Annotated in this window: 23 protein-coding genes and 3 other annotated features; of the genes, 19 read left to right on the top strand and 4 right to left on the bottom strand. The window is 35.1% G+C overall.

Annotated features, from left to right (window positions below; genetic code table 11):
- Positions 1–773: 773 nt before the first annotated feature.
- From polA to NSQ92_RS15135, 14 genes are all read left to right on the top strand, one after another.
- Positions 774–3,398 (top strand): DNA polymerase I, encoded by a 2,625-nt coding sequence (gene polA, locus NSQ92_RS15200; protein WP_053215650.1) that lies wholly within the window; start codon positions 774–776, stop codon positions 3,396–3,398.
- A gap of 126 nt (positions 3,399–3,524) precedes the next feature.
- On the top strand, positions 3,525–4,352 hold the full coding sequence (gene mutM / locus NSQ92_RS15195) for a DNA-formamidopyrimidine glycosylase (protein WP_047941888.1): 828 nt from the start codon (positions 3,525–3,527) through the stop codon (positions 4,350–4,352).
- Positions 4,353–4,430: 78 nt separating this feature from the next.
- A complete protein-coding gene (gene ytaF / locus NSQ92_RS15190) occupies positions 4,431–5,066 on the top strand; it encodes a sporulation membrane protein YtaF (RefSeq protein ID WP_047941889.1) in 636 nt (211 codons plus the stop codon).
- Between the two features lie 146 nt (positions 5,067–5,212).
- Entirely contained in the window at positions 5,213–5,818 is a 606-nt protein-coding gene (coaE, locus tag NSQ92_RS15185) for a dephospho-CoA kinase (protein WP_047941890.1), read from the top strand.
- A gap of 112 nt (positions 5,819–5,930) precedes the next feature.
- Complete coding sequence (gene nrdR, locus NSQ92_RS15180) at positions 5,931–6,386, top strand: transcriptional regulator NrdR (RefSeq protein WP_047941891.1); 456 nt, start codon at positions 5,931–5,933, stop codon at positions 6,384–6,386.
- A gap of 105 nt (positions 6,387–6,491) precedes the next feature.
- Positions 6,492–7,898, top strand: coding sequence for a replication initiation and membrane attachment family protein (locus NSQ92_RS15175; RefSeq protein ID WP_047941893.1), 1,407 nt, complete (start codon positions 6,492–6,494; stop codon positions 7,896–7,898).
- A gap of 21 nt (positions 7,899–7,919) precedes the next feature.
- Positions 7,920–8,849 carry a primosomal protein DnaI gene (gene dnaI, locus NSQ92_RS15170; protein ID WP_047941895.1) on the top strand — a complete coding sequence of 310 codons (930 nt, stop codon included), beginning with the start codon at positions 7,920–7,922 and terminating at the stop codon, positions 8,847–8,849.
- Between the two features lie 516 nt (positions 8,850–9,365).
- Positions 9,366–10,211, top strand: a complete 846-nt coding sequence (ytxC, locus tag NSQ92_RS15165; protein WP_047941897.1) for a sporulation protein YtxC — start codon at positions 9,366–9,368, stop codon at positions 10,209–10,211.
- A 71-nt stretch (positions 10,212–10,282) separates the two neighbouring features.
- Positions 10,283–10,523, top strand: a binding site (T-box leader).
- Positions 10,524–10,605: 82 nt separating this feature from the next.
- The gene (thrS, locus tag NSQ92_RS15160) at positions 10,606–12,543 is read left to right on the top strand and encodes a threonine--tRNA ligase (protein ID WP_047941898.1); all 1,938 of its coding nucleotides are present in this window, start codon (positions 10,606–10,608) and stop codon (positions 12,541–12,543) included.
- Between the two features lie 187 nt (positions 12,544–12,730).
- Positions 12,731–12,868: a sequence feature (ribosomal protein L20 leader region), on the top strand.
- Positions 12,869–13,018: 150 nt separating this feature from the next.
- A complete protein-coding gene (gene infC, locus NSQ92_RS15155) occupies positions 13,019–13,522 on the top strand; it encodes a translation initiation factor IF-3 (RefSeq protein WP_016201804.1) in 504 nt (167 codons plus the stop codon).
- A 15-nt stretch (positions 13,523–13,537) separates the two neighbouring features.
- Positions 13,538–13,738, top strand: coding sequence for a 50S ribosomal protein L35 (gene rpmI / locus NSQ92_RS15150; protein WP_016201803.1), 201 nt, complete (start codon positions 13,538–13,540; stop codon positions 13,736–13,738).
- 26 nt (positions 13,739–13,764) lie between these two features.
- The gene (gene rplT / locus NSQ92_RS15145) at positions 13,765–14,121 is read left to right on the top strand and encodes a 50S ribosomal protein L20 (protein ID WP_031534824.1); all 357 of its coding nucleotides are present in this window, start codon (positions 13,765–13,767) and stop codon (positions 14,119–14,121) included.
- 67 nt (positions 14,122–14,188) lie between these two features.
- Positions 14,189–14,455 carry a DUF1294 domain-containing protein gene (locus tag NSQ92_RS15140; RefSeq protein WP_082138309.1) on the top strand — a complete coding sequence of 89 codons (267 nt, stop codon included), beginning with the start codon at positions 14,189–14,191 and terminating at the stop codon, positions 14,453–14,455.
- Between the two features lie 68 nt (positions 14,456–14,523).
- Complete coding sequence (locus NSQ92_RS15135) at positions 14,524–15,099, top strand: TVP38/TMEM64 family protein (RefSeq protein WP_047941900.1); 576 nt, start codon at positions 14,524–14,526, stop codon at positions 15,097–15,099.
- Positions 15,100–15,229: 130 nt separating this feature from the next.
- Here the strand turns inward: NSQ92_RS15135 and NSQ92_RS15130 are convergent, their stop codons facing one another.
- A complete protein-coding gene (locus NSQ92_RS15130; RefSeq protein WP_047941901.1) occupies positions 15,230–15,583 on the bottom strand; it encodes a hypothetical protein in 354 nt (117 codons plus the stop codon).
- Positions 15,584–15,864: 281 nt separating this feature from the next.
- Here NSQ92_RS15130 and NSQ92_RS15125 point away from each other — a divergent pair, with 281 nt between their 5' ends.
- Positions 15,865–16,950: a M42 family metallopeptidase gene (locus NSQ92_RS15125; RefSeq protein WP_047941902.1), complete on the top strand. Its 1,086-nt coding sequence runs from the start codon at positions 15,865–15,867 to the stop codon at positions 16,948–16,950.
- 91 nt (positions 16,951–17,041) lie between these two features.
- On the opposite strand, the gene NSQ92_RS15120 is transcribed toward NSQ92_RS15125, so the two are convergent.
- Complete coding sequence (locus tag NSQ92_RS15120) at positions 17,042–18,154, bottom strand: AI-2E family transporter (protein ID WP_047941903.1); 1,113 nt, start codon at positions 18,152–18,154, stop codon at positions 17,042–17,044.
- A 276-nt stretch (positions 18,155–18,430) separates the two neighbouring features.
- The gene (locus NSQ92_RS15115; protein ID WP_095258056.1) at positions 18,431–19,591 is read right to left on the bottom strand and encodes an ROK family protein; all 1,161 of its coding nucleotides are present in this window, start codon (positions 19,589–19,591) and stop codon (positions 18,431–18,433) included.
- A gap of 275 nt (positions 19,592–19,866) precedes the next feature.
- Here NSQ92_RS15115 and xylA point away from each other — a divergent pair, with 275 nt between their 5' ends.
- Both xylA and xylB read left to right on the top strand, forming a co-directional pair.
- Positions 19,867–21,174, top strand: a complete 1,308-nt coding sequence (gene xylA / locus NSQ92_RS15110; RefSeq protein WP_047941906.1) for a xylose isomerase — start codon at positions 19,867–19,869, stop codon at positions 21,172–21,174.
- A gap of 182 nt (positions 21,175–21,356) precedes the next feature.
- Positions 21,357–22,856 (top strand): xylulokinase, encoded by a 1,500-nt coding sequence (gene xylB, locus NSQ92_RS15105; RefSeq protein ID WP_047941908.1) that lies wholly within the window; start codon positions 21,357–21,359, stop codon positions 22,854–22,856.
- Between the two features lie 224 nt (positions 22,857–23,080).
- On the opposite strand, the gene sspI is transcribed toward xylB, so the two are convergent.
- Positions 23,081–23,287, bottom strand: coding sequence for a small acid-soluble spore protein SspI (sspI, locus tag NSQ92_RS15100; RefSeq protein WP_047941909.1), 207 nt, complete (start codon positions 23,285–23,287; stop codon positions 23,081–23,083).
- Between the two features lie 185 nt (positions 23,288–23,472).
- On the opposite strand from sspI, the gene NSQ92_RS15095 reads away from it, so the two are divergent.
- Together NSQ92_RS15095 and pheS are read left to right on the top strand one after the other, a co-directional pair.
- Entirely contained in the window at positions 23,473–24,219 is a 747-nt protein-coding gene (locus NSQ92_RS15095; protein WP_095258057.1) for a TrmH family RNA methyltransferase, read from the top strand.
- 80 nt (positions 24,220–24,299) lie between these two features.
- Positions 24,300–24,551: a binding site (T-box leader), on the top strand.
- Between the two features lie 65 nt (positions 24,552–24,616).
- Positions 24,617–25,657, top strand: a complete 1,041-nt coding sequence (gene pheS, locus NSQ92_RS15090) for a phenylalanine--tRNA ligase subunit alpha (RefSeq protein ID WP_061798697.1) — start codon at positions 24,617–24,619, stop codon at positions 25,655–25,657.
- The last annotated feature ends 10 nt before the right edge of the window (positions 25,658–25,667 follow it).

Here is a 25,667-nt window from a genome sequence, read left to right as displayed (position 1 = left end):
AGCCTCCTCCGCTTTTCTACTTGTCTAGCTCCAGGTACCAGCGCCAGCTAAACTTCACGATTATCTCTACGATAAGTCAACATCCATTCACTAGCGTTCATGGTGTATCCTTTATCTTGAGAGAATCGCTCCAGTTTACAAGGCGCTAAACGGTACCTTCCGCTTTTCATTGTCTAGCTGCGGAGCCTATCGGTTAGCAAACTTGCGACGATCTCCCTACGATAAGTCAACATCGACTCTCTATCGTTCGTCGTGTATCCTTTATCTCAGTCGATAGTCTCCAGTTTGTACACCGATAAACAGCCTCCTCCGCTTTTCTACCTCCTTTACATTGTTTTTACATTTGGTTTATGGTGGGTTTACACTTTGTTGGTACAATTATTTTTGAAGTCCCCCTTATCCATTTGGTTAAGGACTTAAGCTGAAAGCTACCCCGCTTTTGGCTTCCCCTTTTAATAGTGGGTATGGCAGGAAAGGAATCGTAAATGATTGGTGGTAGAATTGTGATCCTCTAATCCATGCCAGTGTCGATATACCTAAATTGTTTTTTTCTTCTGTAAAAATAGCGGAGTTTGTTGTTAAAAGATGTGTACTGCACGCATATTTCCTTGTAGGGTGAAATATGCACGTGTCTAGTAAGACCTCTTTTATCACAATCTCTGCTTTTTTACATTTATGAATATGTCATGTAAAATAAATAGTATTGAGTCGTGTAATAATCCCCGTTTATATACGAGAAAATATACCTTATTAAAAGGATGGAGGAGGATTTCTTGAAAAAGAAATTAATCTTAATTGACGGTAATAGTATTGCGTATCGAGCGTTTTTTGCTTTGCCTCTATTAAACAATGATAAAGGTGTGCACACTAATGCTGTTTATGGTTTTACTATGATGCTTATGAAAATTATCGAAGAAGAAAAGCCAACACATGCTCTTGTTGCCTTTGATGCAGGGAAAACAACTTTCCGTCATAAAACGTTTAGTGAATATAAGGGGGGGCGTCAAAAAACGCCACCAGAATTATCGGAGCAATTCCCTTATATTAGAGAGTTGTTGAAATCCTATGGTATCCATCATTACGAATTAGAAAATTATGAAGCTGATGATATTATCGGAACACTTTCTCTTCAAGGAGAAAAAGATGGTTTTGAAGTGGTTGTTATTTCTGGAGATAAAGATTTAACCCAATTAAGTTCGGATAAGACAACTGTCTATATCACCAGAAAAGGAATTACAGATATGGAGTCCTATACTCCAAGCCATATCCAAGAAAAATATGGACTGACACCTGACCGAATTATTGATATGAAAGGTCTAATGGGGGATAGCTCAGATAATATTCCGGGTGTTCCTGGTGTTGGTGAAAAAACAGCTATCAAACTGCTGAAGGAATTTGATTCCTTAGAAAATTTAGTCCAATCTATTGACAAAGTAAGTGGTAAAAAGCTGAAGGAAAAGTTAGAAGAATTTAAGGACCAAGCTTTAATGAGTAAAGAACTTGCTACTATTTTCAGAGAAGCTCCTTTAACCATAACATTAGAAGATACAGAATTTCCGGGCATGCAAATAGAGAAATTAAAGGAGATTTTTAAAGAACTTGGCTTTAATTCTCTTCTTGAAAAATTAGGAGATGCACCAGAAAAAGAAGAACTTGTATTAGAAGATATCGAATTTAAAACAGTGGAAAATATCACAGAGGATATTTTTTCTGATAGAAATATGATGTATGTTGAAGTACTAGAAGATAATTATCATTATGCACCTATTCTGGGAATTTCTCTTTTAAATGATAACGGCGCATACTATCTTCCAATTGACCATGCTTTAAAGTCGTCTGCTTTTAAAAATTGGGCAGAAGATGAAAAGAAAGAAAAGATTGTTTATGATGCTAAAAGATCGGAAGTATCGTTACGTCATCAAGGAATTCATTTAAAAGGAATTACATTTGATGTTCTTATCGCAGCATATTTAGCGGATCCTTCTGCAACCATTGAAGATGTTGCCTCTGTTGCTAAAAAATATGATTTTACTAATTTGCAATCAGATGAAGTATTTTATGGAAAAGGAGCAAAAAGAAAGGTTCCCGAACAAGAAATATTAGCAGACCATCTCGTGAGAAAAGCATTCGCTTTGAAGGCTATTCAAGAGAAAATGGAAGATGAATTGAGAAAGAACGATCAAGAAGCTTTATTTTACGATTTAGAAATGCCTTTAAGCTTGGTACTTGCTGATATGGAATCAACTGGAGTAAAGGTGGATGTATCTCGACTAAAAGCAATGGGGCAAGAGCTTTCCGAAAGGTTGAAAGAAATTGAAGGTCGAATTTATGAGCTGGCTGGTGAAACCTTTAATATTAATTCTCCGAAGCAACTTGGTGTGATTTTATTTGAAAAACTTGGATTGCCAGTTGTCAAGAAAACGAAGACAGGCTATTCCACATCTGCTGATGTATTAGAGCAACTTGCTAGTTCACATGAAGTAATTAGAGAAATATTAGAATATAGACAGCTGGGGAAATTGCAATCAACCTATATAGAAGGCTTGCAAAAAGTGGTCCATAATGGAAGAATTCATACAAGATTTAACCAGGTACTAACACAAACAGGTCGCTTAAGCTCGATTGATCCTAATTTGCAAAATATCCCGATTCGTTTAGAAGAAGGAAGAAAAATAAGACAAGCGTTTGTTCCGACAGAAGAGGATTGGGTTATTTTTGCGGCTGACTATAGTCAAATAGAGTTACGGGTACTTGCTCATATCGCTAATGATGAGAAATTAATCGAAGCATTTAGAGAAGATCATGATATTCATACAGAAACAGCTATGTCTGTTTTCCATGTAGAAGCTGACGAAGTAACCTCCAATATGCGGAGACACGCTAAAGCAGTTAACTTTGGTATTGTATATGGTATTAGTGATTATGGTCTTTCCCAAAGTCTGCATATTACAAGAAAAGAAGCGGCGAAATTTATTGAGCGTTACTTAGAAAGTTATCCAGGAGTAAGAAATTATATGGAAGAAATAGTAGCAGATGCAAAGCAAAAAGGCTATGTCTCCACTTTGCTTCAGAGAAGAAGATATTTAGCTGATATCACGAGCAGAAACTTTAATCTTCGCAGTTTTGCAGAGAGAACGGCGATGAATACACCAATCCAAGGAAGTGCAGCTGATATCATCAAAAAGGCGATGATTGATATGGCAAAGCGCTTGGAAGTAGAAGGTTTGAAAGCAAAACTATTGCTGCAGGTTCACGATGAATTGATTTTTGAAGCTCCTAAAGACGAAATAGACAAGCTAAAAGAAATTGTTCCAGATGTAATGGAACATGCAGTTGAATTAAGTGTGCCTTTAAAAGTGGACTATTCTTACGGCCCAACTTGGTATGATGCGAAATAATAAAGTCTTGTTTTCCAAAAGATTACTATTTTTTCAATGGTAATAATTAGGCGATGGTTTAAAGTAACAAATTTTACGAACCATAAAATACAAAAGAAATTTTTTACAAGAAAGGAGGAGATAGAAGTGCCAGAATTACCAGAAGTTGAAACGGTACGTAAAACGCTGAAACAGCTGACGCAAAATAAAATAATAAAAGAAGTGGTTGTATCATGGGCAAAAATGATTAAAAAACCAGAAAATGTGGAAGAATTTTCAGATGCATTGGTTGGTCAAACCATTTTAGATGTTAAAAGACGTGGGAAATTTATATTAATTGAAACAAATGATTTTACCATCGTCTCCCATTTGCGAATGGAAGGTAAATATGGAGTTTTTCAAGCGCAAGAGCCAGTTGATAAGCACACACATGTTATTTTCTTTTTTGAAGATGGTTCAGAGCTAAGATATAAAGATGTCCGGAAATTCGGTACTATGCATTTATTTAAAAAAGGGGAAGAATTAAACGCCATGCCCCTTTCCCAATTAGGACCTGAACCTTTTGCTGCTGACTTTACGATAGCGAATTTTTCAGAGCGTTTATCCAAAACGAATCGCAGTATCAAAACAGCATTGTTGGACCAAAAGATTGTGGTTGGGTTAGGAAATATATATGTAGATGAATCTTTATTCCGGAGTGGCATTCATCCGGAGAGAGTAGCAAGTTCTCTAGAAGAGAAAGAAATAGAAAAATTATATAAAGAAATCATTGCTACTTTATCTGAAGCGGTTGAAAAAGGTGGTAGTACGATCCGCTCTTATGTAAACACCCAAGGACAAATTGGAATGTTCCAGCTTGAACTATATGTATATGGTCGTAAAGGCCAAGAGTGCAAAGTATGTGGCCATACTTTAGAAAGAATTATAGTCGGTGGAAGAGGAACCGTTTTTTGTCCTAATTGCCAAAAAAAATAAAACAATAATCCTGAATTAACATTGGATGGGCTCTTTCCATATAGTATATTACTATTGATTTGGAAGGAGCTTATCTTTATGGTCCAGGTGTTTTCTCTTTTATTATTAGCAATCGCTGTTAGCATCGATAGCTTTAGTGTTGGTTTTACGTACGGACTTCGAAAAATGAAAATGCCCCTAAATTCTATTTTGATTATCGCCTGTTGTTCCGGTTTGACACTTCTGATTGCGATGTTAGTTGGTCATGTTATCTCAAGGATATTCTCCCCTTCGTTTGCAGAGAGTATAGGTGGGATTATTTTAATCCTATTAGGTGGTTGGATTCTTTATCAATATTTTAAGCCAAGCAAGGAAAAAGAAATACTAACAGAAGAAAAGAATATTATTAATTTTGAAATAAAATCTTTAGGGATTGTCATCAATATTTTAAAGAAGCCATTAACAGCCGATTTTGATAAATCAGGAACAATTACTGGGCTAGAAGCAGTTGTGTTAGGTTTCGCCTTGTCTTTGGATGCATTTGGAGCTGGAATTGGTGCTTCTATGCTAGGATTTCCTCCATTACTTTTAACGCTTGCTGTGATTTTTATGAGTACTTCCTTTGTTTTATTAGGGATTTATCTAGGGAGATTTCTTTCAGAGAAAAGTTATATGGATAAATTCTCCTTTATTCCTGGGATTATCCTAATCATTATTGGCATCTTTAAACTTTAATTTTTTATTTATGAAATTGGTTTTTTTAAGGCGGTGAACCTCCTTGGCTAATCGCCTTTAGAATTATCTATCTTCTTTCCTTTAAAAAGAGAAGGCTTTTTTCTCGATTTTGTTACATACTAAAAATCAATAAGGTAGGTATTTTTATGACGTTAATAGTTGGATTAACGGGAGGAATTGCGAGTGGAAAATCAACAATTTCCTCTTATTATCAATCACTAAATATTCCGATTATCGATGCGGACATTGAATCAAGACTCGCTGTGGAAAAAGGAGAACCAGCATATATAAAAATAGCGGCTCATTTTGGTAAGGAAGTTTTACATTCAGATGGAACGCTAAATCGCCAAAAGCTGGGAGAAATTATTTTTTCAAATGAAGAGGAACGGCGTGTGCTTAATAGTATTGTGCATCCTGATGTTAGAAGAAGGATGGAGGAGAAGCAGAGACAAGCAGTGGAAGCTGGCGAAAAAGTGGTGATTTTAGATATTCCCTTGCTGTTTGAAAATAAATTAAATCATACAGTTGATCGAACAATCTTAGTATATGTAGATCAGGATACTCAAATTGCGCGATTAATGAAAAGAAACGATTTAAGTTATGAGCAAGCGCTTAAAAGAATAAACGCTCAAATGCCGTTACAGGAGAAACTTGCACTTGCTGATGAAGTAATTAATAATAATGGATCGATGGAAGAGTCAATCCACCAAGCAAATAGAATTTTAAAAAAATGGGGAGTTTCCCCTCGCTGAATTTCATCTTTTAATAGAGAATTTTAGATAATTACTTGTACAAGCTTGTAATTTTATATAATATGAAGATAAGTATATACATGGAACAAAGAATTCGGAGCTGATAATAGAGATGAGATGTCCTACCTGTCAACATAATAACACCCGCGTTCTTGATTCACGACCAGTTGATGAGTATAAATCGATTCGAAGAAGAAGAGAATGTGAAGCTTGTGGGAATCGATTTACTACTTTTGAAAAGGTAGAAGAAATTCCTTTGATTGTAGTGAAGAAGGAAGGGACGCGTGAAGAATTTAGCAGGGATAAAATATTGCGCGGCTTAATAAGAGCTTGTGAGAAGAGACCGGTAGCTTTAAAACAATTAGAGGAAATAACAGCAGAAGTAGAGAAAGAACTTCGCAGTAATGCTGCTTCCGAAATAAAAAGTGAAGCAATCGGTGAGATGGTAATGGATCGACTGGCGAAAATCGATGAAGTAGCGTATGTACGTTTTGCATCTGTATATCGCCAATTTAAAGATATTAATGTGTTTATTGATGAATTGAAAGAATTAATTAAAAAAGATTAAAAAGTTACATGGAAAAGATTACTAAGGGAGCTAAAGATTTCTTTGGCTCTTTTTTGCCTTTCCTCCCTGTGGCGGAAAGGATTGAAATAGAAAGGAAGGATGAGTATGTCTCAGCATTGGCAAGACCTGCTTCCCGTCGATAGATATCGAGTAGCGGTGAATGGACTGTTGAGTGATTATGATCGAAAGACAATCACCTTCTTATATCAACCATTAATTGGGACAAAGTGTTTAGCTTTATACATGACCTTATGGGCAGAAGTGGAAGAAAATCGCTTGTGGTCTCTGACAAATACACATCATAGCTTAATGAATTTTATGAGTTGTGGTTTAAATGATATATATGAAGCAAGATTAAAGTTAGAAGGAATAGGTCTTTTAAAAACATATTTAAAGAAAGAAGATGGCAATCGGTCGTTTATCTATGAACTACAGCCGCCTTTATCACCAGCTCAGTATTTTCTTGATGGAATGTTAAATGTTTATTTATATAGAAAAATTGGAAAAGCACAGTATAGCAGATTGAAAAAATTCTTTTCGGATGAAAAAATCGTGGATCCTAGTTTTCAGCCCATAACGAAAGCCTTCCAAGAGGTGTTTGTGTCTGATCATAGTGGAGCTGTTCGAGCAATGCATGAATTAGAGGAAGAAGAGACTGCTGATCAAACCTATATGGGAAGAGAAGAACAAGTTGGAATACAAATTACTAAGAGCGATTTTGACTTTGAATTGTTATATGCAGGAATACACGATTCTTTATTATCGAAAAAGGCATTTACGAAAAAGGTGAAGGAAGCAATCCATAATCTTGCCTTTATTTATGGAATTGATCCGATTCAAATGAAGAATATTGTCATTAGTGCGATTAACCAACAGGATGAGATTGATATTGAAGAACTGAGAATAGCTGCTCGTGATTGGTATCAATTTCAACATAATGACTTGCTGCCGATGTTAGTGGATCGGAAACAGCCGCAAAAGGATTATTCATCAACTGATGCGCCAAAATCACAAGAGGAAGAATTAATCTATTATTTAGATCATACCTCCCCGCGTCAAGTGTTGAAGGACGTTTCAGGAGGGGCAGAACCTTCCAAAACAGATTTGCAAATAATCGAAGAAATAATGTTTTCGCAGAAGCTGCTTCCAGGTGTAATCAATGTACTAATTCAATATGTTATGCTAAAAACAGATATGAAATTGACAAAGGGATATATGGAGAAGATTGCTGGCCAATGGGTTAGAAAGAATATCCGTACAGTAAAAGAGGCAATGGCTCTAGCCAAAAAAGAGCATAAGCAATATATGGAATGGGCTCAAGGTAAAAAAAATCCACAGTCGAAGTCAACCCGAAAAGTTATTCGGACAGAAAAAATTCCCGAATGGTTTGGGCAAAATCAGGATAACGAAGGAACGAAGAAAACGGAGGGAAATACTTCTTCTAAGGAAGCAAACGATCAAGATTTGGAACAAAAAAAGCGTGAGCTGGAAGAACGCATAAAAAAATTATAATATCAGGTGGTGGAGTAAACGGTGGAAAGAATTAACGATACCTTAAAGAAATTTGGTGCGGGTAATAATTTTCAGGAACGATACCGTGCTATGAAGCAGGAAGTGCTTGCACATCCTGATGTAAGAGCCTTTCTACGAGAGCATGAGGATGAGCTTACTTCCAATGCGGTTGATGTTGGCATGATAAAGCTATATGAATATGCCAATCAAAGCAAAGCTTGTAATAAATGCCCTAGTCTTCAGGAATGTGTAAATATGATGCAGGGATACCATCCTAGTCTAGTAATAGTCAGAGGGAATATAGAGATTCAGTATGACCGTTGTCCCCGTAAGTTGACGGAAGATAATCAGAAGAAAAAAGAGAAGCTGATTAAAAGCTTATATGTACCAAAGGATATTCTAGAGGCTTCCTTTAATACCATTGATCTTGACGGAGAGAGAATGGAGGCAGTGGAAGCGGCTATCCGATTTGTAGAAGATTATAAACCTGGTGAAAGACATAAAGGGATCTATTTTTATGGAGAGTTTGGTGTAGGAAAATCGTATATTTTAGGAGCAATTGCTAATAAGCTTTCACAAAAGCAAATTTCCTCTATGATTGTATATGTTCCTGAATTATTTAGAGAAATGAAGAGCTCCATTGCTGATAGTACATTAAATGATAAAATCGAAAGTATAAAACGTGAGCCTATTTTAATGCTGGACGATATCGGAGCAGAAACAATGTCTAGTTGGATTCGAGATGAGGTGCTTGGGCCGATTTTGCAGTTCAGAATGTTAGAGAATTTACCAACGTTATTTACGTCCAATTTTGACTTTAGTGGCTTAGAGCATCATCTTACTTATTCGCAAAGAGGAGAAGAGGAAAAGATGAAAGCGATGAGAGTAATGGAGAGAATTCGTTATTTATCTACACCTATTCGCGTCAAAGGGAAAAATAAGCGACTATAATAAGTTAAAAAGTTTCAATTTCTATGAAGGAGAAATGTGTGTTGACGGAAATTTCAAATGCGGAAAAATTAGCAATAAAGCGATATAATCAGTTTCTTTTCTTTGTATCAATAACGATATTGTTATTGTTAATTCCCTTTTTTCTATCTTTTTACAGCCCGGGAATCTATAAGATAATCCTAGCGTTATTAGTATTTGGTTTAACCTATACGTATATAACAAAGAATAGAAGATTACTTGCATATATTAGAACTCGATGCGAAAAGCGTTCTATTTCGTTTCAAAAATTGTATATAGGATATATTATTTTGTATGCTCTCGTATTAGGAGCTATCCTATTTTTTTTATGATTGGTTTATAAAGTGGTGAGGACAGACTAAGTGGATAGTCTGTCTTTTTTGTTTTTTAACTATTTTTTATAATCGTCCATTAATCTGCATACATATTTTAAGTCTATTTTCTACCTCCCCCCCATATATATGAAATCGAGGACTTCTTTATAAAGGGGGGATACGGTTGATTGAAATTCAATTTCATGATCAAAAAGATGCTTTGAGATTTTTGCGCATACTGAAGAAACAGGTAAAATATGTGGAGTCGTTTGACAGAGTGGACGACGACAATAAGTGTATAGTCGTTAAAACAGATGGAAGCAGTCAGGAGATAAAGAAATGCTTAACCGCTTTTATCTTGCATATAAAAACAGATGATTGGGCGAGAGAAATATTAAAAAATCGTTATTTCTATATGGATGAACTAGAACAGCGGAGTATATTAGAAATACTTCACAGTTTAGTGGAGGAAGAGCGGGAAGGACTTACCACTTTAATAAAAGAGATAAACATAAAGAGTTGTCTTTCAGAGTGTATGAATAACTTCATAATAGAACAACATAAAGAATTTTCCTTTGATTCCTTTGTGACCTTTCGATTAAAGTCTTTTATTGGAAAGTTGATAAAATACATAGAATTATCGATTGATGAGTACAAAATGGAACAAGAATATCAGGTGTTTATTCATACTTTGCGAAATTCCCTTTCCAAAAAGGCTGCAAAAGTGAATCATATTCATGTGTTAATTGATCTAGAAATACAATTTTTTGATACAGAATACCGGGAAATTCCCCAGCAAGAGCTAATGATGCTGTATGATCAAAAAAATGTTGTTTCTTCTACCCATTATATCGATCCCTATTCTCTAGGACCATTGCTTGCGATCGCACCGAAAACTATCTTTTTGTATACAGAGGATAGAGAATTACCTATTGTGCGAACTATTTTAAATATTTTTGAAGAACGAGTACAACTTTTAGATAAAGAACAGTTTTTTCTAAGAATAAGCACACAGACAGAAATGAAGTAAGTTTCCCTTTAATTCCCTTGATTTTATGTCTAGAAAAGCATATAATAACGTACATAAATTAACTATAACTTATACATGTAATGATAAGGACAATAGTTTTCTTGTACGGTTTCAAGAGAGGGAAGGATGCTGGGAACTTCCTAACACGATAAGATTGCTTACCACCTTTAAACTTCAGTCAGGAACGGGATTATCCTCAGTAATGACTGGCGGTTTCAGCAGCCGTTATCTGTTTAAACTAAAGCCAGACATTTTCATTGTTTGGGAATTAGGGTGGAACCACGTGTTTTTACTATAAAACTCGTCCCTTCGCATAGGGATGGGTTTTTTTGCGTTTTAATCGGTTCTTATCGTACAAGAAAAGCTTAATGGCAAAAATAAAGGAGGAAGTTTCATGTCAGAATTAATTAAGATTACATTTCCAGACGGAGCGGTAAAGGAGTTTCCAGAAGGGACTACAACAGAAGATATTGCGGGTTCCATTAGCCCAGGCTTAAGAAAAAAAGCACTAGCAGGGAAAATTAATGGCTCTTTATATGATTTGAAAAGACCTATACTAGAGGATGCTTCTTTTGAAATCATTACACCGGATAGCCCAGATGCTTTAGAAATCTTACGCCATAGTTCTGCGCACTTAATGGCACAAGCTATTAAACGAATTTATGGAAATGTTAAGCTCGGTGTAGGGCCAGTTATCGAAAATGGATTTTACTATGATATTGATTTAGAGCAATCGTTAACACCTGAAGATTTACCGGCTATTGAAAAAGAAATGAAAAAAATTATTAACGAAAATCTGGAGATTGTCCGCAAAGAAGTAAGTCGCGCAGAAGCGATTGAGCTTTTTAAAGAAATGGATGATGAATATAAACTAGAGTTAATCGATGCAATTCCTGAAGACGAGACAGTAACATTATACCAACAAGGAGAATTTATTGATCTTTGTCGCGGTGTTCACGTACCATCTACTGGAAAACTAAAAGAGTTTAAATTGCTGAACATTGCAGGTGCATACTGGAGAGGGAACAGCGATAATAAAATGCTTCAACGTATTTATGGAACTGCCTTTTTTAAGAAGAATGAGTTAGAAGAGCACTTACGCTTTTTAGAAGAGGCAAAAGAAAGAGATCATCGCAAAATCGGAAAAGAATTAGATTTATTTATGACTTCTCAAAAAGTCGGACAAGGCTTGCCGCTATGGCTGCCAAAAGGCGCAACAATCAGACGCATTGTAGAACGTTATATTGTAGATAAAGAAGAGCGATTAGGGTATAACCATGTGTATACACCAATCATGGGAAGTGTTGATTTATATAAAACATCTGGACACTGGGATCACTATCAAGAAGATATGTTCCCTGTGATGGAAATGGATAATGAGCAGCTAGTTCTTCGTCCGATGAATTGTCCGCATCATATGGTTGTATACAAAAATGATATTCACAGCTACCGCGAGTTACCAATCCGTATCGCAGAGCTTGGCACAATGCATCGTTACGAAATGTCTGGTGCTTTATCTGGATTACAGCGTGTTCGTGGAATGACTCTAAATGATGCCCATATTTTTGTAAGACCAGACCAAATTAAAGATGAATTTAAGCGTGTTGTAAACTTAGTGCTAGAAGTATATAAAGACTTTAATATTACAGATTACTCGTTCCGTTTATCTTATCGTGATCCTGCAGATACAGAGAAATACTTTGATGACGATGCGATGTGGAATAAAGCACAAAGCATGCTGAAAGAAGCAATGGACGATCTAGGTCTAGATTACTTTGAAGCAGAAGGAGAAGCAGCATTCTACGGTCCGAAATTAGATGTGCAAGTGAAGACTGCCTTAGGAAAGGATGAAACACTTTCTACTGTCCAATTGGACTTTTTATTACCAGAACGCTTTGACTTAACATATGTTGGAGAAGATGGAAAGCAGCATCGTCCAGTAGTTATCCATAGAGGTGTAGTGTCAACAATGGAGCGTTTCATTGCATTCTTGATTGAAGAATACAAAGGAGCATTCCCTACTTGGTTATCACCAGTACAAGTACAAGTTATTCCAGTATCACCTTCTGTACATTTTGAATATGCAAAAAAGGTGCAAGAAAACTTACAAAGACACGGTTTCCGCGTTGAGCTGGATGAGCGCGACGAAAAAATCGGCTATAAAATTCGTGAAGCACAAATGAAAAAAATTCCATACATGCTAGTAGTGGGAGACAATGAAGTAGAAGACAAAGCCGTAAATGTCCGCAAATACGGAGAACAAAAATCAGAAACAGTTTCTTATGTAGATTTCTTAGAAAATTTAACACAAGAAGTGAAATTATCCAATTAAATGAGTTGTATTTCCAAGCCGGAATTTCTGATTTTCAACCTTATTCCGAGCTTTTCTGAATTTATGTATAAAAAGTATTGCATTGAATCCATTATTTTGATAAAATTTTTCTCGTTGTGATATTTCTTTCGTTGACTTATAGATATCAATTGTGATATAGTTACTAAGGTAAATTGAATACGAGTTTGAGGAAAAGAAGAAGCACCCGCTTCTCACCTGATTGACACAGATTCCAAGTAGTTAACAGGTATTACGTAAAACATTTTAGGTATTACTTTTGTTTCGTAAGTGTGGGTGAATTGATCATCCACACTTTTTTATTTGGATGATAAAGATTACAAAGCCTACGATGTCAACTTGGGAGTCAAGTGTCAATTAGTATCTAATCTAGAGAAGGTGACCTAGAATAGATTATTCTTGACCCGAACGTTGTATTCGTCATTAACCTTGGAGGTGTTTAACTATTAGCAAAGATATGATTTTAAATGAAGGCATTCGTGCTAGAGAAGTTCGTCTTATTGACCAAAATGGAGAACAGCTTGGGATTAAAACGAAATTTGAAGCTCTTGAAATTGCAACACGTGTTAATCTTGATGTGGTTCTTGTTGCTCCAAACGCAAAGCCGCCAGTAGCTCGAATCATGGACTACGGTAAATACAAGTTTGAACAGCAAAAGAAAGAAAAAGAAGCACGTAAAAATCAAAAAATCATTAATATTAAAGAGGTTCGCCTTAGTCCAACTATAGATGAGCATGACTTTAATACAAAGCTTCGTAATGCTATTAAGTTCCTAGAAAAAGGCGATAAAGTAAAAGCATCCATCCGTTTTAAGGGACGTGCTATTACACATAAGGAAATCGGTCAACGTGTACTTGTTCGTTTTGCAGAAGCTTGTGCAGAAGTTGCCACTGTGGAATCACATCCGAAAATGGACGGTCGAAGCATGTTCATGACTTTAGCGCCTAAAAACGACAAGTAAGAGGAGGAATACCAAATGCCAAAAATGAAAACTCACCGCGGAGCTGCTAAACGTTTCAAAAAGACAGGCTCTGGTAAATTAAAACGCTCAAAAGCTTATACTAGTCACTTATTTGCTAACAAATCTACTAAGCAAAAACGTAAACTTCGCAAAGCTGGATTAGTATCCAAAGGCGATTTCAAACGCATTCGTCATTTATTAGACAACATTAAGTAATTTTTTCAATATAGGAGGGAAATAATATGCCACGTGTTAAAGGCGGTACAGTTACACGCAAACGTCGTAAAAAAGTTCTTAAATTAGCTAAAGGTTATTATGGTTCAAAACATACATTATACAAAGTTGCAAACCAACAAGTAATGAAATCATTAATGTATGCATACAGAGATCGTCGTCAAAAGAAACGTGATTTCCGTAAATTATGGATTACTCGTATCAATGCAGCTGCTCGTATTAACGGTCTTTCTTATAGCCGTTTAATGCACGGATTAAAATTAGCTGGTATCGAAGTAAACCGCAAAATGCTTGCTGAACTTGCTGTAAGTGATGAAAAAGCATTTGCTGAATTAGCAACAGTTGCAAAACAAAACTTAAAATAAGTTTTTTAAAAAGAAGGTACCTTATACCTTCTTTTTTTCTATACTTTTTTGCGAAAGGGGAGAACATGTGATTACATATGTATTAATCTATTTGGCAGTCGTGAATATATTCGCTTACTCTCTAATGGGGATAGATAAAAAAAGAGCAATTAAGCATCAGTATCGGATAAGTGAAAAAACATTGTGGATTACGGCTATTCTATTTGGAGCGCTGGGTTTATTTATTGGAATGAAAAAGTTTCGTCATAAAACAAAGCATGTTTCTTTCAAATATGGTTTACCTCTCTTGACATTACTAGAAGCTGGGATTGTACTTTATGTACTAAATGTTTAGGCATATTCTCATCTCTTTTCTTATACACTGTAATAACAACATGATTCTTTAGAGCAGAAGGTGATAAGATGGAAGAGCAGTTATCAGTCCTATTTGTAATGGTAGAAGTTAGTGGGATATTAGCACCGATTATTTTTATTTTATTCCATACACTTCGGCAATTTTTGTTTATTCCTCCTATTCTAGTCTGTATTGCGGGAGGAGTTTTATTTGGAGTGACGCTTGGTACCATCTATTCTATTATCGGCTTAACCATTAATTGTCTCTTATTCTATGCGGTCATTCACCGCTTGCCAAAAACTCATAACAAACTATCTCATCTAAAAAAAAGATGGTTTGGTGAATATCGTAATTTAACACTCGGACAAATCTCCGTTTTAAGATTGATCCCTGTGTTTCATTATCATTTATTAAATTTCTGCTTGTTGGAAAAAAGAAAAAGTTTAAAGGAATATAGTAAAACTTCTTTTATAAGCAATATTCCTTTAGCATTTTTCTATACTATTTTTGGCCAATTTATCAGTCAATTCTCGTTGACAATGGTTGTGATCATTTTGTTTGCGTTAGCGATACTTGTTTATATCTTACGGGAAAAAATTACGGTAATAAAATGGAGAGAATTTTTTAAAGAGGCCCATGAATAAAAAGGAGAATTTAAGACCTTCTTTCTTAAATGAATATAACCCCTGAACCATTATACGAAGCTTTCTTGTATGCATGTATAATGGTTCAGGGGTTTATTTGGTTGATTACGGAAGTTCGAGCTTCCGTTATTTACGACTTTTTAAACCGTGTCCATTCGATTTTTGCCTTTGGATAGATAGACAATAGTGACTGTTCTATATCGGCTTTATCTTGAGTGGACAACTTTGTATTATAAGGATTTGTAGGAAAGAGTAAAATGTGATCCACTTCTTCAGCAGCAGCGTATTTTTCCCCCTCAAGCAAATGACCTTTATATGTTAGTAAGAGATTCATTCTTATATTATCTTTTTTATCAAACAAATAAAATGTTCCACGCTTTTGCGCGAATGTTAATCTTCGCTGCGGATTCGTTAAGAAAGAAGTGAGTCGAAATAACCCATAAATAAGAAATGAGAGAAGAACGATTAACAAAAGCCATTTCATAAAAGAGCCTCCAGTAACTTAAATTTTCAGGATTAACTAATAGAATACGAAAGAGAACATAAAAGGTTTCATTTTTAGAAAAATATTTTAAAAAAGAAATAAAAATAAATAGAAACAAAGAATTGATACATAATATAAGCAAGTGTTCTTTTCTATACCCGTAAGACGAAGGAGTAACCTCTTTTGAATAAAGCTATACTTAAGAAGTATCTTATACTTTGTACTATAATTATTTTCTAGTATAATGATGAAGAATATATTATATTGAGGGAGTCGAAATAATGGCGAAATTAGATGAAACATTAACAATGCTTAAAGACCTTACTGATGCAAAAGGGATTCCAGGAAATGAAAAAGAACCCAGAGAGGTCATGAAAAAGTACATAGCAGAATATGCAGACGAGGTAACAACAGATAATTTAGGAAGCTTAATTGCTAAGAAAGTTGGACAAGCAAATGGACCGAAAATAATGGTTGCAGGTCATCTTGATGAAATTGGTTTTATGATAACCCGTATTGATGATAAAGGTTTTCTCTATTTTCAAACAGTAGGCGGCTGGTGGTCACAAGTAATGTTAGCCCAACGAGTAACAATTGTGACAAGCAAAGGAGAGATCACTGGTATTACAGGATCAAAACCACCTCATGTAATAAGTCCAGAAGCAAGAAAGAAACCAATCGACCTAAAAGATATCTTTATTGATATTGGCGCATCTTCTAAAGAGGAAGCAATGGAGTGGGGCGTAAAACCGGGCGATATGGTCGTTCCATATTTTGAGTTTACGGTTATGAATAATGAAAAAATGCTGCTTGCAAAAGCATGGGATAATCGTATTGGCTGTGCTATTGCGATAGATGTATTAAAGAATTTAAAAGACAGCAATCACCCTAATATAGTCTATGGTGTGGGCACAGTTCAGGAAGAGGTTGGCCTTCGTGGAGCGAAAACAGCTGCAAACTTTATTGAGCCGGACATTGGTTTTGGCGTAGATGTTGGTATTGCTGGTGATACACCAGGAGTAACAGAAAAAGAAGCATTAAGTAAAATGGGCAAAGGTCCTCAGATTATTTTATATGATGCTTCCATGGTGTCTCATAAAGGACTACGTGACTTAGTTACAGATACTGCTGATGAGTTAAATATTCCTTATCAATTTGACAGTGTGCCAGCAGGTGGAACAGACTCAGGCTCCATTCATTTAACGCATAAGGGAGTGCCGGCTTTATCTATCACGATTGCAACTCGCTATATTCATTCACACGCTGCAATGCTGCACCGTGATGATTATGAAAATGCTGTTAAGTTAATCGTTGAGGTAATTAAAAAATTAGATCGTGAAACAGTAAATTCATTAACATTTGCATAATTAAAAGGGAATTTGATTTTTTAATCAAATTCCCTTTTTTAAGAAGCTTTATCAACAAGTCATATATCTTATCCTAATAACCACATGATTTTTATTCTAGTGGAGGTATCTTAGTATTCAAGATCGCTGCCTTCCTTGCTTTGAGCAGACGGTTAATATTGATTACAATCGTTTTAACAGCAGCGTAAGTTGGTACTGCAAGAATCATTCCTAAAATACCTGCTAAATTTCCGGCTACTAATAACAGAATAATAATGGTTGCTGGATGTGTATCCAATCTTTTTCCAAGAATTAAAGGAGATAGAATATTTCCTTCAATCTGTTGAGCAATGGTAATGACGATAATAACTAGTAAGGCTTGTGTTGGTGATGTGAAAATAGCGATAATAACAGCAGGCGCACCACCGATTAATGGTCCAACATATGGAATCATGTTTGTTACAGCCACAAGTAAAGCCATTACAAGCGCATAATCAAGACCGATTATTAAATAACCAATCAAAGCCAAGGTTCCTACAAATAGAGCTACAATAACTTGTCCTTGTATGTAGGCAGCAATTGTTTCGCTTGTATCTTTGATAATATGTAATCCTTCTTTACGATAAGACGCAGGGAAAAATTTAGAGAGTGCCTCCGGAAATTTGCTGCCATCTTTTAAACAATAGAAAAGTAAAAATGGAACTGTAACAATTGTAATGGTGATATTAGTCATAGTACTAATGATTTTACCGATTCCATTTGTTATATTGCTTGGAATTGTTTGAGCATAGGCCTTTAGGTTTTCTGTTATATCTTCAATTTTTACATATTCTTGATTCATAATCCATTTGTACTGTTTTGTATCATTTAAGTATTGGAAATATTGCACTGCTTCATCAGCATATTTAGGTATATTTTTAAATAACTCACTAAATTCTTTGCTGATCATAGGTACGATACTGCCAATAACCAAAATCAAAATTCCGATAACACCAACATATAGAATAATAATGGCAAGTGTCTTTGGAATTTTATTTTTTTGCAAAAACTTAACGATTGGATTAAGTAAAAAGTATAAGAAACCAGTAATGATAATGGGAACAAAAAGAGTTGAAAATAACACTGCCACTGGTTTAAATAAAAATGAAATTTTTGTGCATAGATAAACAATCGCAACAATGATAAGAACTTGTAATAACCAATAATGAAACTTCTTTTTTGTCAAAATTTTTCACCTTTTTCATATTTTGTATAGCAAGTATAGCATATTCGCTCTATTTCTTGTAATGATAGTTATGCATTATTAAAACGATTATAGCACCCTATAAATCCATCATGATATTAACGAAATAGCTGGGAAAAAAGTTTCAAAAAAATATAAAAAATAATGGTATTTTGGGAAGGATATAGGTAGAAACAAAAAGAAATGATACAATCCACTCCAATTTGTTGAAAGGAGCAAAGGATTGTATCATCCTTTAACTTAAGCAAAAAAGCCGTGTTACTCTACATTGATAATTTTTAAATGGGAAATATTTAAGAAATTACGAATGTTTAAAGCGGTAGCGCCGAATAAAGATGCCTTAGAACCAAGACGTGAATTTTCAATGACAATATCTTTATTAAAAGAACTTTCTAGGTTATCACGAATGAATGAAAGTATATCAGGGACTCTTCGAATGACAGAACTATTCATGTATATAATCTTTGGAGCAAAAGAAGTCATTATATTATTTAACCCTTTTGAAAGATTATAGCAATGTTGCTGAATCAGTTCTTGTACTGCTAAATCATTAGCATAGTAATGCTCAGCTAATAAATCTGGCGTAACATCGGATAATTGTTTTAACTCTTTAAACTGCTCAAGAAGAACCTTATCGGAACAATATTGCTCTAAGCAGCCTTTATTTCCACAAGGGCAAGTTCTGCCATCTGGATAAAGAATAGAATGACCAACTTCACCAGCTCTTCCGTCTAAACCTGTAAACAATTGCCCATCAATAATAATTCCAGCACCAATACCACTATGGATACTTAAACTAATTAAGTTATTAAATTCTGTTGAAAAAGTAGACTCTCCAATGGCAGTTAAATTAGCTTCGTTTTCAATATGAATAGGATACTGATACAGTTTCGTTAACTCTTCATAAAGTTCTATTTTCTCTAAATCATAATAAGGAGTAAATAAAATATTATTTTTATTAACAATACCATGTATAGCAATCCCAATCCCAACGATACCATAGGTTGTCAGATTACTTATTTTTTCATATTTTTCAATAATATCAGAAATATGGGAAAGAACATTTTCTTTCTTAATAAACGTACCCCTTTCTTTATTATAAAAAACCACCTCTCCATCTAAATAAGTAACCATTGTAGAAATAAAGTCATAGCCAAGCTCTATGGCAATCGAAAGACCAGCTTTCTTATTTAGTTGTAAAAGAATTGGCTTTCTTCCCCCAGAGTGACTACTTTCGCCAATTCCGATTTCTTCTATTATTTTCTCTTCAAGTAACTTCTTTGTTATATCAGAAACAGTTGCTTTATTTAACCCAATATTAGCCGAAAGGGTTGCCCGAGAGATAGGGGCATGCTGAACAATTTGCTCCATAACAAGAGAAGCATTTTGTTCTCTAATTACATATTTGTCTGTGACCATTATTTTCCTCCAAACAGTTTATCACCTAGTAACGATGTATGTATTGTTAGGTTACCATACTAATTATAATTCTTCTATCAAATTTGTTAATAAATTAACAAATTTGATATTGTAAGCGCTTGACAAAAAACGAAGTTAGATTTATGATGAATTCAGTTAGTATATTGAACTAACAAATAGAAAGTAAATTAAATAGATTTGTAGAAAATAGTTGAGAAAAGAAAAAGTAAGTTAAAGATGATCATGATTTTTATAACAAATAGGAGGGAATTAGAATGGAATTTTTTCCAATGATTAAAAAAGTAAAATATGAAGGACCAAAAACAGAGAATATTTATGCATACCGTCATTATAATCCAGAAGAAGTTGTATTAGGAAAAACGATGAAAGAACATTTGCGTTTCAGTATGGCATGGTGGCATACATTAACGCAGGATGGTTCTGATCCATTTGGTGCTGCTACAAATGTTCGTAACTGGTTTGGCGAAACACCAATGGAAACAGCAAAAAATCGTGTAGAAGCTGGATTTGAATTAATGGAAAAAATGGGTTTTGAATTCTTCTGCTTTCATGATGTGGATATTGCTCCAGAGGGCGATACGCTTCAAGAGTTCTTCGATAATTTAGATGTAATCACAGATTTAATTAAAGAAAAAATGGATCAAACAGGGATTAAATTACTGTGGAATACAGCTAATATGTTTACAAACCCTCGCTTTGTACACGGGGCTGCTTCTTCATCCAATGCAGAAGTTTTTGCGTATGCTGCAGCACAGGTGAAAAAAGGCTTAGAAATCAGTAAGAAGCTTGGCGGCAAAAACTATGTATTCTGGGGTGGACGTGAAGGATATGAGTCTTTATTAAACACAGATTTACAATTAGAACAAGATAATATGGCTCGCTTCTTCCATATGGCAGTTGATTATGCCAAAGAATTAAACCATGAAGTTCAGTTTTTAATTGAACCAAAACCAATGGAGCCATCCAAACACCAATACGATTTTGACGCTGCTACGGCAATGGCCTTCTTGCAAAAATACAATCTTGATAAACACTTTAAACTAAACCTAGAAGCAAACCATGCTACATTAGCAGGACATACTTTTGAACATGAAATGGCCGTTGCGAGAAGCTACAATGCACTTGGATCCTTAGATGCGAACCAAGGAGATGTAATGCTTGGATGGGATACAGATGAGTTCCCAACTAATATCTATGATACAACTCTGGCAATGTATCAAGTACTTGAAAATGGAGGAATTGCTCCAGGGGGTATTAACTTTGATGCGAAAGTTCGCCGTTCTTCATTCTCTATGGAAGATTTAGTGCTTGCACATATTGCTGGTATGGATACATTTGCACGCGGACTTAAATCAGCTGCAAAACTAAAAGAAGATGGTTTCTTCGATAAAGAAATTGAACGCAGATATAAGAGCTATACAACTGGAATTGGTAAATCTATTGTAGACGGAAAAGAAAATCTGAAAACATTAACTGAATATGCATTACAGCATGATCAAATTGAAAATGAGCCAAATCATCTAGAATTCTTAAAATCTCGTTTGAATGATTATTTAGTATAATACAAATAGAAAAACAAGTAGAATAACATCAATAAAAGGGGTGTCTCAAATAGAAGGAGTTGGCATCACAAGTTTATTAGTAGTAGCTCATTGAAAAAATCTACTAGAAATACTTGTGAAGGTCGAAATTTCTATGAATGAGACATCCCTTTGCATTGGTCTTCAGGAGGGAGCGTTTATAAATGTCATATGTAATAGGGATTGATTTAGGAACAAGTTCCTTAAAGGGATTGTTAGTGGATAAAGAAGGGAAGGTTCTTATCACAAAGAGCTCTGAGTATGAGCTTTTAACTCCACAGCCGAAGTATAGTGAGCAAAATCCAAATGTTTGGATAGAAGCATTAGACATTGTGCTAAAAGAAATTATTGAAGCATTTCCAGAAGCAGCATCCAAAACAGAAGGAATTAGTTTTTCTGGACAAATGCATAGCTTAGTTTTATTAGATGCAAATGGAACTCCCCTCAGAAATGCTATCTTATGGAATGATGTAAGAACAAGTAAGCAATGTCAGGAGATAATGGATAAGGCAGGACAAGAAGTTATTAGCATCACAAAGAACAAAGCACTAGAAGGATTTACCTTGCCTAAGCTGTTATGGGTAAAAGAAAATGAACCGACTATATGGGAACAAGCAAAGCACTTTCTATTGCCTAAAGATTTTTTAGGATTTTATTTAACCGGTAATAAGCAAATGGAGTATTCAGATGCTGCTGGAACATTAATGCTGAATGTAGAAGAAAAGATGTGGAGTGAATCAATTGCTGAATTATTTGATCTTCCTTTAGGTATTTTTCCTAAGCTTGTTGAGTCCTCTGACAAAATAGGCATAATGAAAGAAGAGCTTGCAAAAAAGTATGGCTTTACAAATGATATTGCTGTATTTTCTGGGGGAGCAGATAATGCCTGTGCAGCAGTTGGCGCAGGCATTGTTAAAGAAGGTATGGGATTAGCTAGTATCGGAACATCAGGTGTATTTCTTTCCTATGAACAAGATGGTAAAGAAGATTATGCAGGGAAAGTTCATTATTTCAATCATGCAATAAAAAACAGTTTTTATTCCATGGGGGTAACATTATCTGCTGGTTATAGTTTAAATTGGTTTAAAAATACGTTTGCAGCAGAGAAAAGTTATGATGAATTACTTGGAAATATTGATAATATTCCAATCGGTTCAGATGGATTAGTGTTTACTCCTTATATAATGGGAGAAAGAACACCCTATACAGATAGCCAAATAAGAGGCAGTTTTATTGGCATGGATGCAAGGCATACACTAGATAACTTTGCACGCGCTGTTGTTGAAGGTATTACTTTTTCATTGAATGATAGTAAGATTTTGATGGAGGAAAATGCGAATAAGCAGTTTGCACGCATTGTTTCCGTAGGCGGAGGAGCAAAAAACAGCAAGTGGCTACAAATTCAAGCAGATATTTTTAATACGCCAGTTGTTAATTTAACAGTGGAACAAGGACCAGGTTTAGGTGCGGCGATGGTTGCTGCAGTTGGATTAGGGTGGTTTGCAACGATGAATGAGTGTGTAGAAAAGTTCGTTCAATATAAAGAAGAATTTCAGCCTATTCCAGAAAATGTGAAAAAATACGAACAAGTATATAATATTTATAAAGAAGTTTATGCAGCGACGAAAGAAACTTCGCATAGACTACAAGCGTTAATGGAATAGTTTTTTGTTAAAAGGCTAAGCTGACATTTCTAAAAGAAAAATCTTTATTAGGAAAAAACACGTAGCCTCCTCCTATGGGAGGCTCAGTGCTCGCCAGATGAAAGTGAAGTGTATTCAGTCTAACCTTCTATTCTAATGAAAAAAAACCCGAATAATTATGAGAAAATCCTATTATATTGGCATTTCCCAATAATCGTTCGGGTTTATAATTGGAATAGTTGTTTTTACTTTAGTCCATTTTCTAATGTCTGCAGCATTTCTACTTTATCTTCTTCAGAAGAATTTTTCCAAATTACTTCGAATAAAACGCCTAAACCAGGCAGCATTTTTTCTTCTCCGTTTTGGATAGCATCCACGATTGTATCTTTTAATTCATCTTGAGAATTGCCAGAAACATTATGGATTATTGCATTACGTAAATTTAAATTCATAATAAGCACCCTTCTTTCTCATTGTTACCTATCCATATCCATTCACCTTATTGAATAATATGGAATAGAGTTTTTGTAAAACATATCTATTTTTAGCATTTCACTAATGGCGTTTATTATGTATTTTATTTACGCTATAATAAAAGCAATAGAGAATAATTGGTGATTGTGAAGGAGAATAGCAAGTGAAACACATACTTTCGGTAAAAAATCCACAAATTAAAGAATGGAAAAAACGATTAACAAAAAAGGAAAGAGATAAGACGGAAACGTTTTTGGTGGAAGGCTTTCATCTTGTGGAAGAAGCATTCAAAGCAAATTCTATTATTGATTTAATCGTTTCAGAGGAGATAGATGTACCTGCTTGGGATTATGGAGATACTCCGATAACGATCGTTACAAAAGAGATTATTAAAGAACTTTCAGATACAGAAACACCCCAAGGTATTCTGGCCTTATGTAAGCAGCAAAGCCATTCAGAAACTTTGTCTACTGCTCAAACCTTTATTGCGATTGATCAAGTTCAAGATCCCGGTAATTTGGGAACGATTATCCGAACAGCTGATGCAGCAGGGATCGATGCAGTCATTATCGGAGAAGGAACGGTTGATATATATAATCCAAAGGTAGTTCGATCAGGCCAAGGAAGTCATTTTCACTTGCCAATTATAAAAACAAATTTAGCATCGTTTATGGATGAATTAAAAGAAAGGAATATTCCCATTTATGGGACTGCCCTTGAAAATGGCAGGGATTATCGGGAGATAGAAAAAACAGCCTCATTTTGTTTAATTGTTGGGAATGAAGGCAATGGTGTAAGGAAAGAAGTATTAAGTAAGACTGATACAAACTTGTATATACCAATTTACGGGAAAAGTGAATCATTAAATGTGGCAGTGGCAGCAGGTATTTTAATGTATTATTTTAAATAATGTGTTAGTTACAACCAAAAGCAAAAAAGGCATTTGAAAACTAATTAGATATATATTATAATTAAAATCAAATTACATGAATAAAGACATTGATGGAGAAAAGTAATTGATGATTTTTAATTAAGGGAGAAAATGCCGCAGACTGTAAGCATTTTTATTAAAAACATGAATGAAGTTCACCTCCTGAGTCGGCATCGGGACCATTTTTCTTGTTTTAGAAAGATGTAAAGATGTACCGGTATAGACTACCGTTATCCAAATGAAGTGAACTTGTTTTTATTATACATACAAGTTAATTAGGGTGGTACCGCGACAATAACCTCGTCCCTTTTTGGGGATGGGGTTTTTTTATGCCAATTTTCATGCGAGAACAAACCATATATAAGGAGGAAATGTAATGGAAGATAAATTAAAAGAATTGCAAGCTGAAGCACTAACACGCATTGAAAGCAGTAACGATATGAAAGAATTAAATGAAATTCGTATCGCATATTTAGGAAAAAAAGGCCCAATTACAGAAGTATTAAAAGGAATGGGCAAACTATCTGCTGAAGAAAGACCAAAGATGGGGGCGTTAGTCAACGTTGTTCGTGACGAAATTACTAGCCGCATTGAGGCTAAACAAAAGGCGTTAGAAGAAGCGCTCGTTCAAGAAAAAATTGCTTCTGAAACAATTGATATAACTCTACCTGGTCGTCCTGTTTCTACAGGTAATCACCATCCTCTAACAAGAGTCGTAGAAGAAATTGAAGATTTATTTATTGGAATGGGCTATACCATTGAAGAGGGTCCAGAAGTGGAAAATGATTACTATAATTTCGAAGCATTGAATCTGCCTAAGGATCACCCAGCAAGGGATATGCAAGATTCATTCTATATTACAGAAGAAACGTTACTTCGAACGCAAACATCACCAATGCAAGCAAGAACATTAGAGAAACATAAAGGGAAAGGACCAGTGAAGATTATTTGTCCTGGTAAAGTATATCGTCGTGATAATGATGACGCGACACACTCCCATCAATTTATGCAGATTGAAGGACTTGTGGTTGATGAAAACATTCGTATGAGTGATTTAATTGGTACGCTTGAAGTTTTTGCGAAGAAAATGTTTGGAGAAGATAGAGAAATCCGTTTACGTCCAAGCTTTTTCCCATTCACAGAGCCTTCTGTTGAAGTGGACATTTCTTGTTTTATCTGTAAAGGTGCTGGCTGCAGTGTGTGTAAAAAAACAGGCTGGATTGAAATTTTAGGAGCTGGAATGGTTCATCCAAATGTATTGGAAATGTCCGGTTTTGACTCTAAGAAATATTCTGGGTTTGCCTTTGGAATGGGGCCAGAGCGAATTGCGATGTTGAAATATGGAATTGATGATATTCGTCATTTCTATACAAACGATGTACGTTTCTTAAAACAATTTTCAGTACCGGAATATTAAGGGTGGAGGA

The sequence above is a fragment of the Niallia sp. FSL M8-0099 genome (assembly GCF_038006945.1).
Taxonomy (GTDB): Bacteria; Bacillota; Bacilli; order Bacillales; family Cytobacillaceae; genus Niallia; species Niallia circulans.
This window is presented reverse-complemented; position numbering and strand designations above follow the sequence as displayed.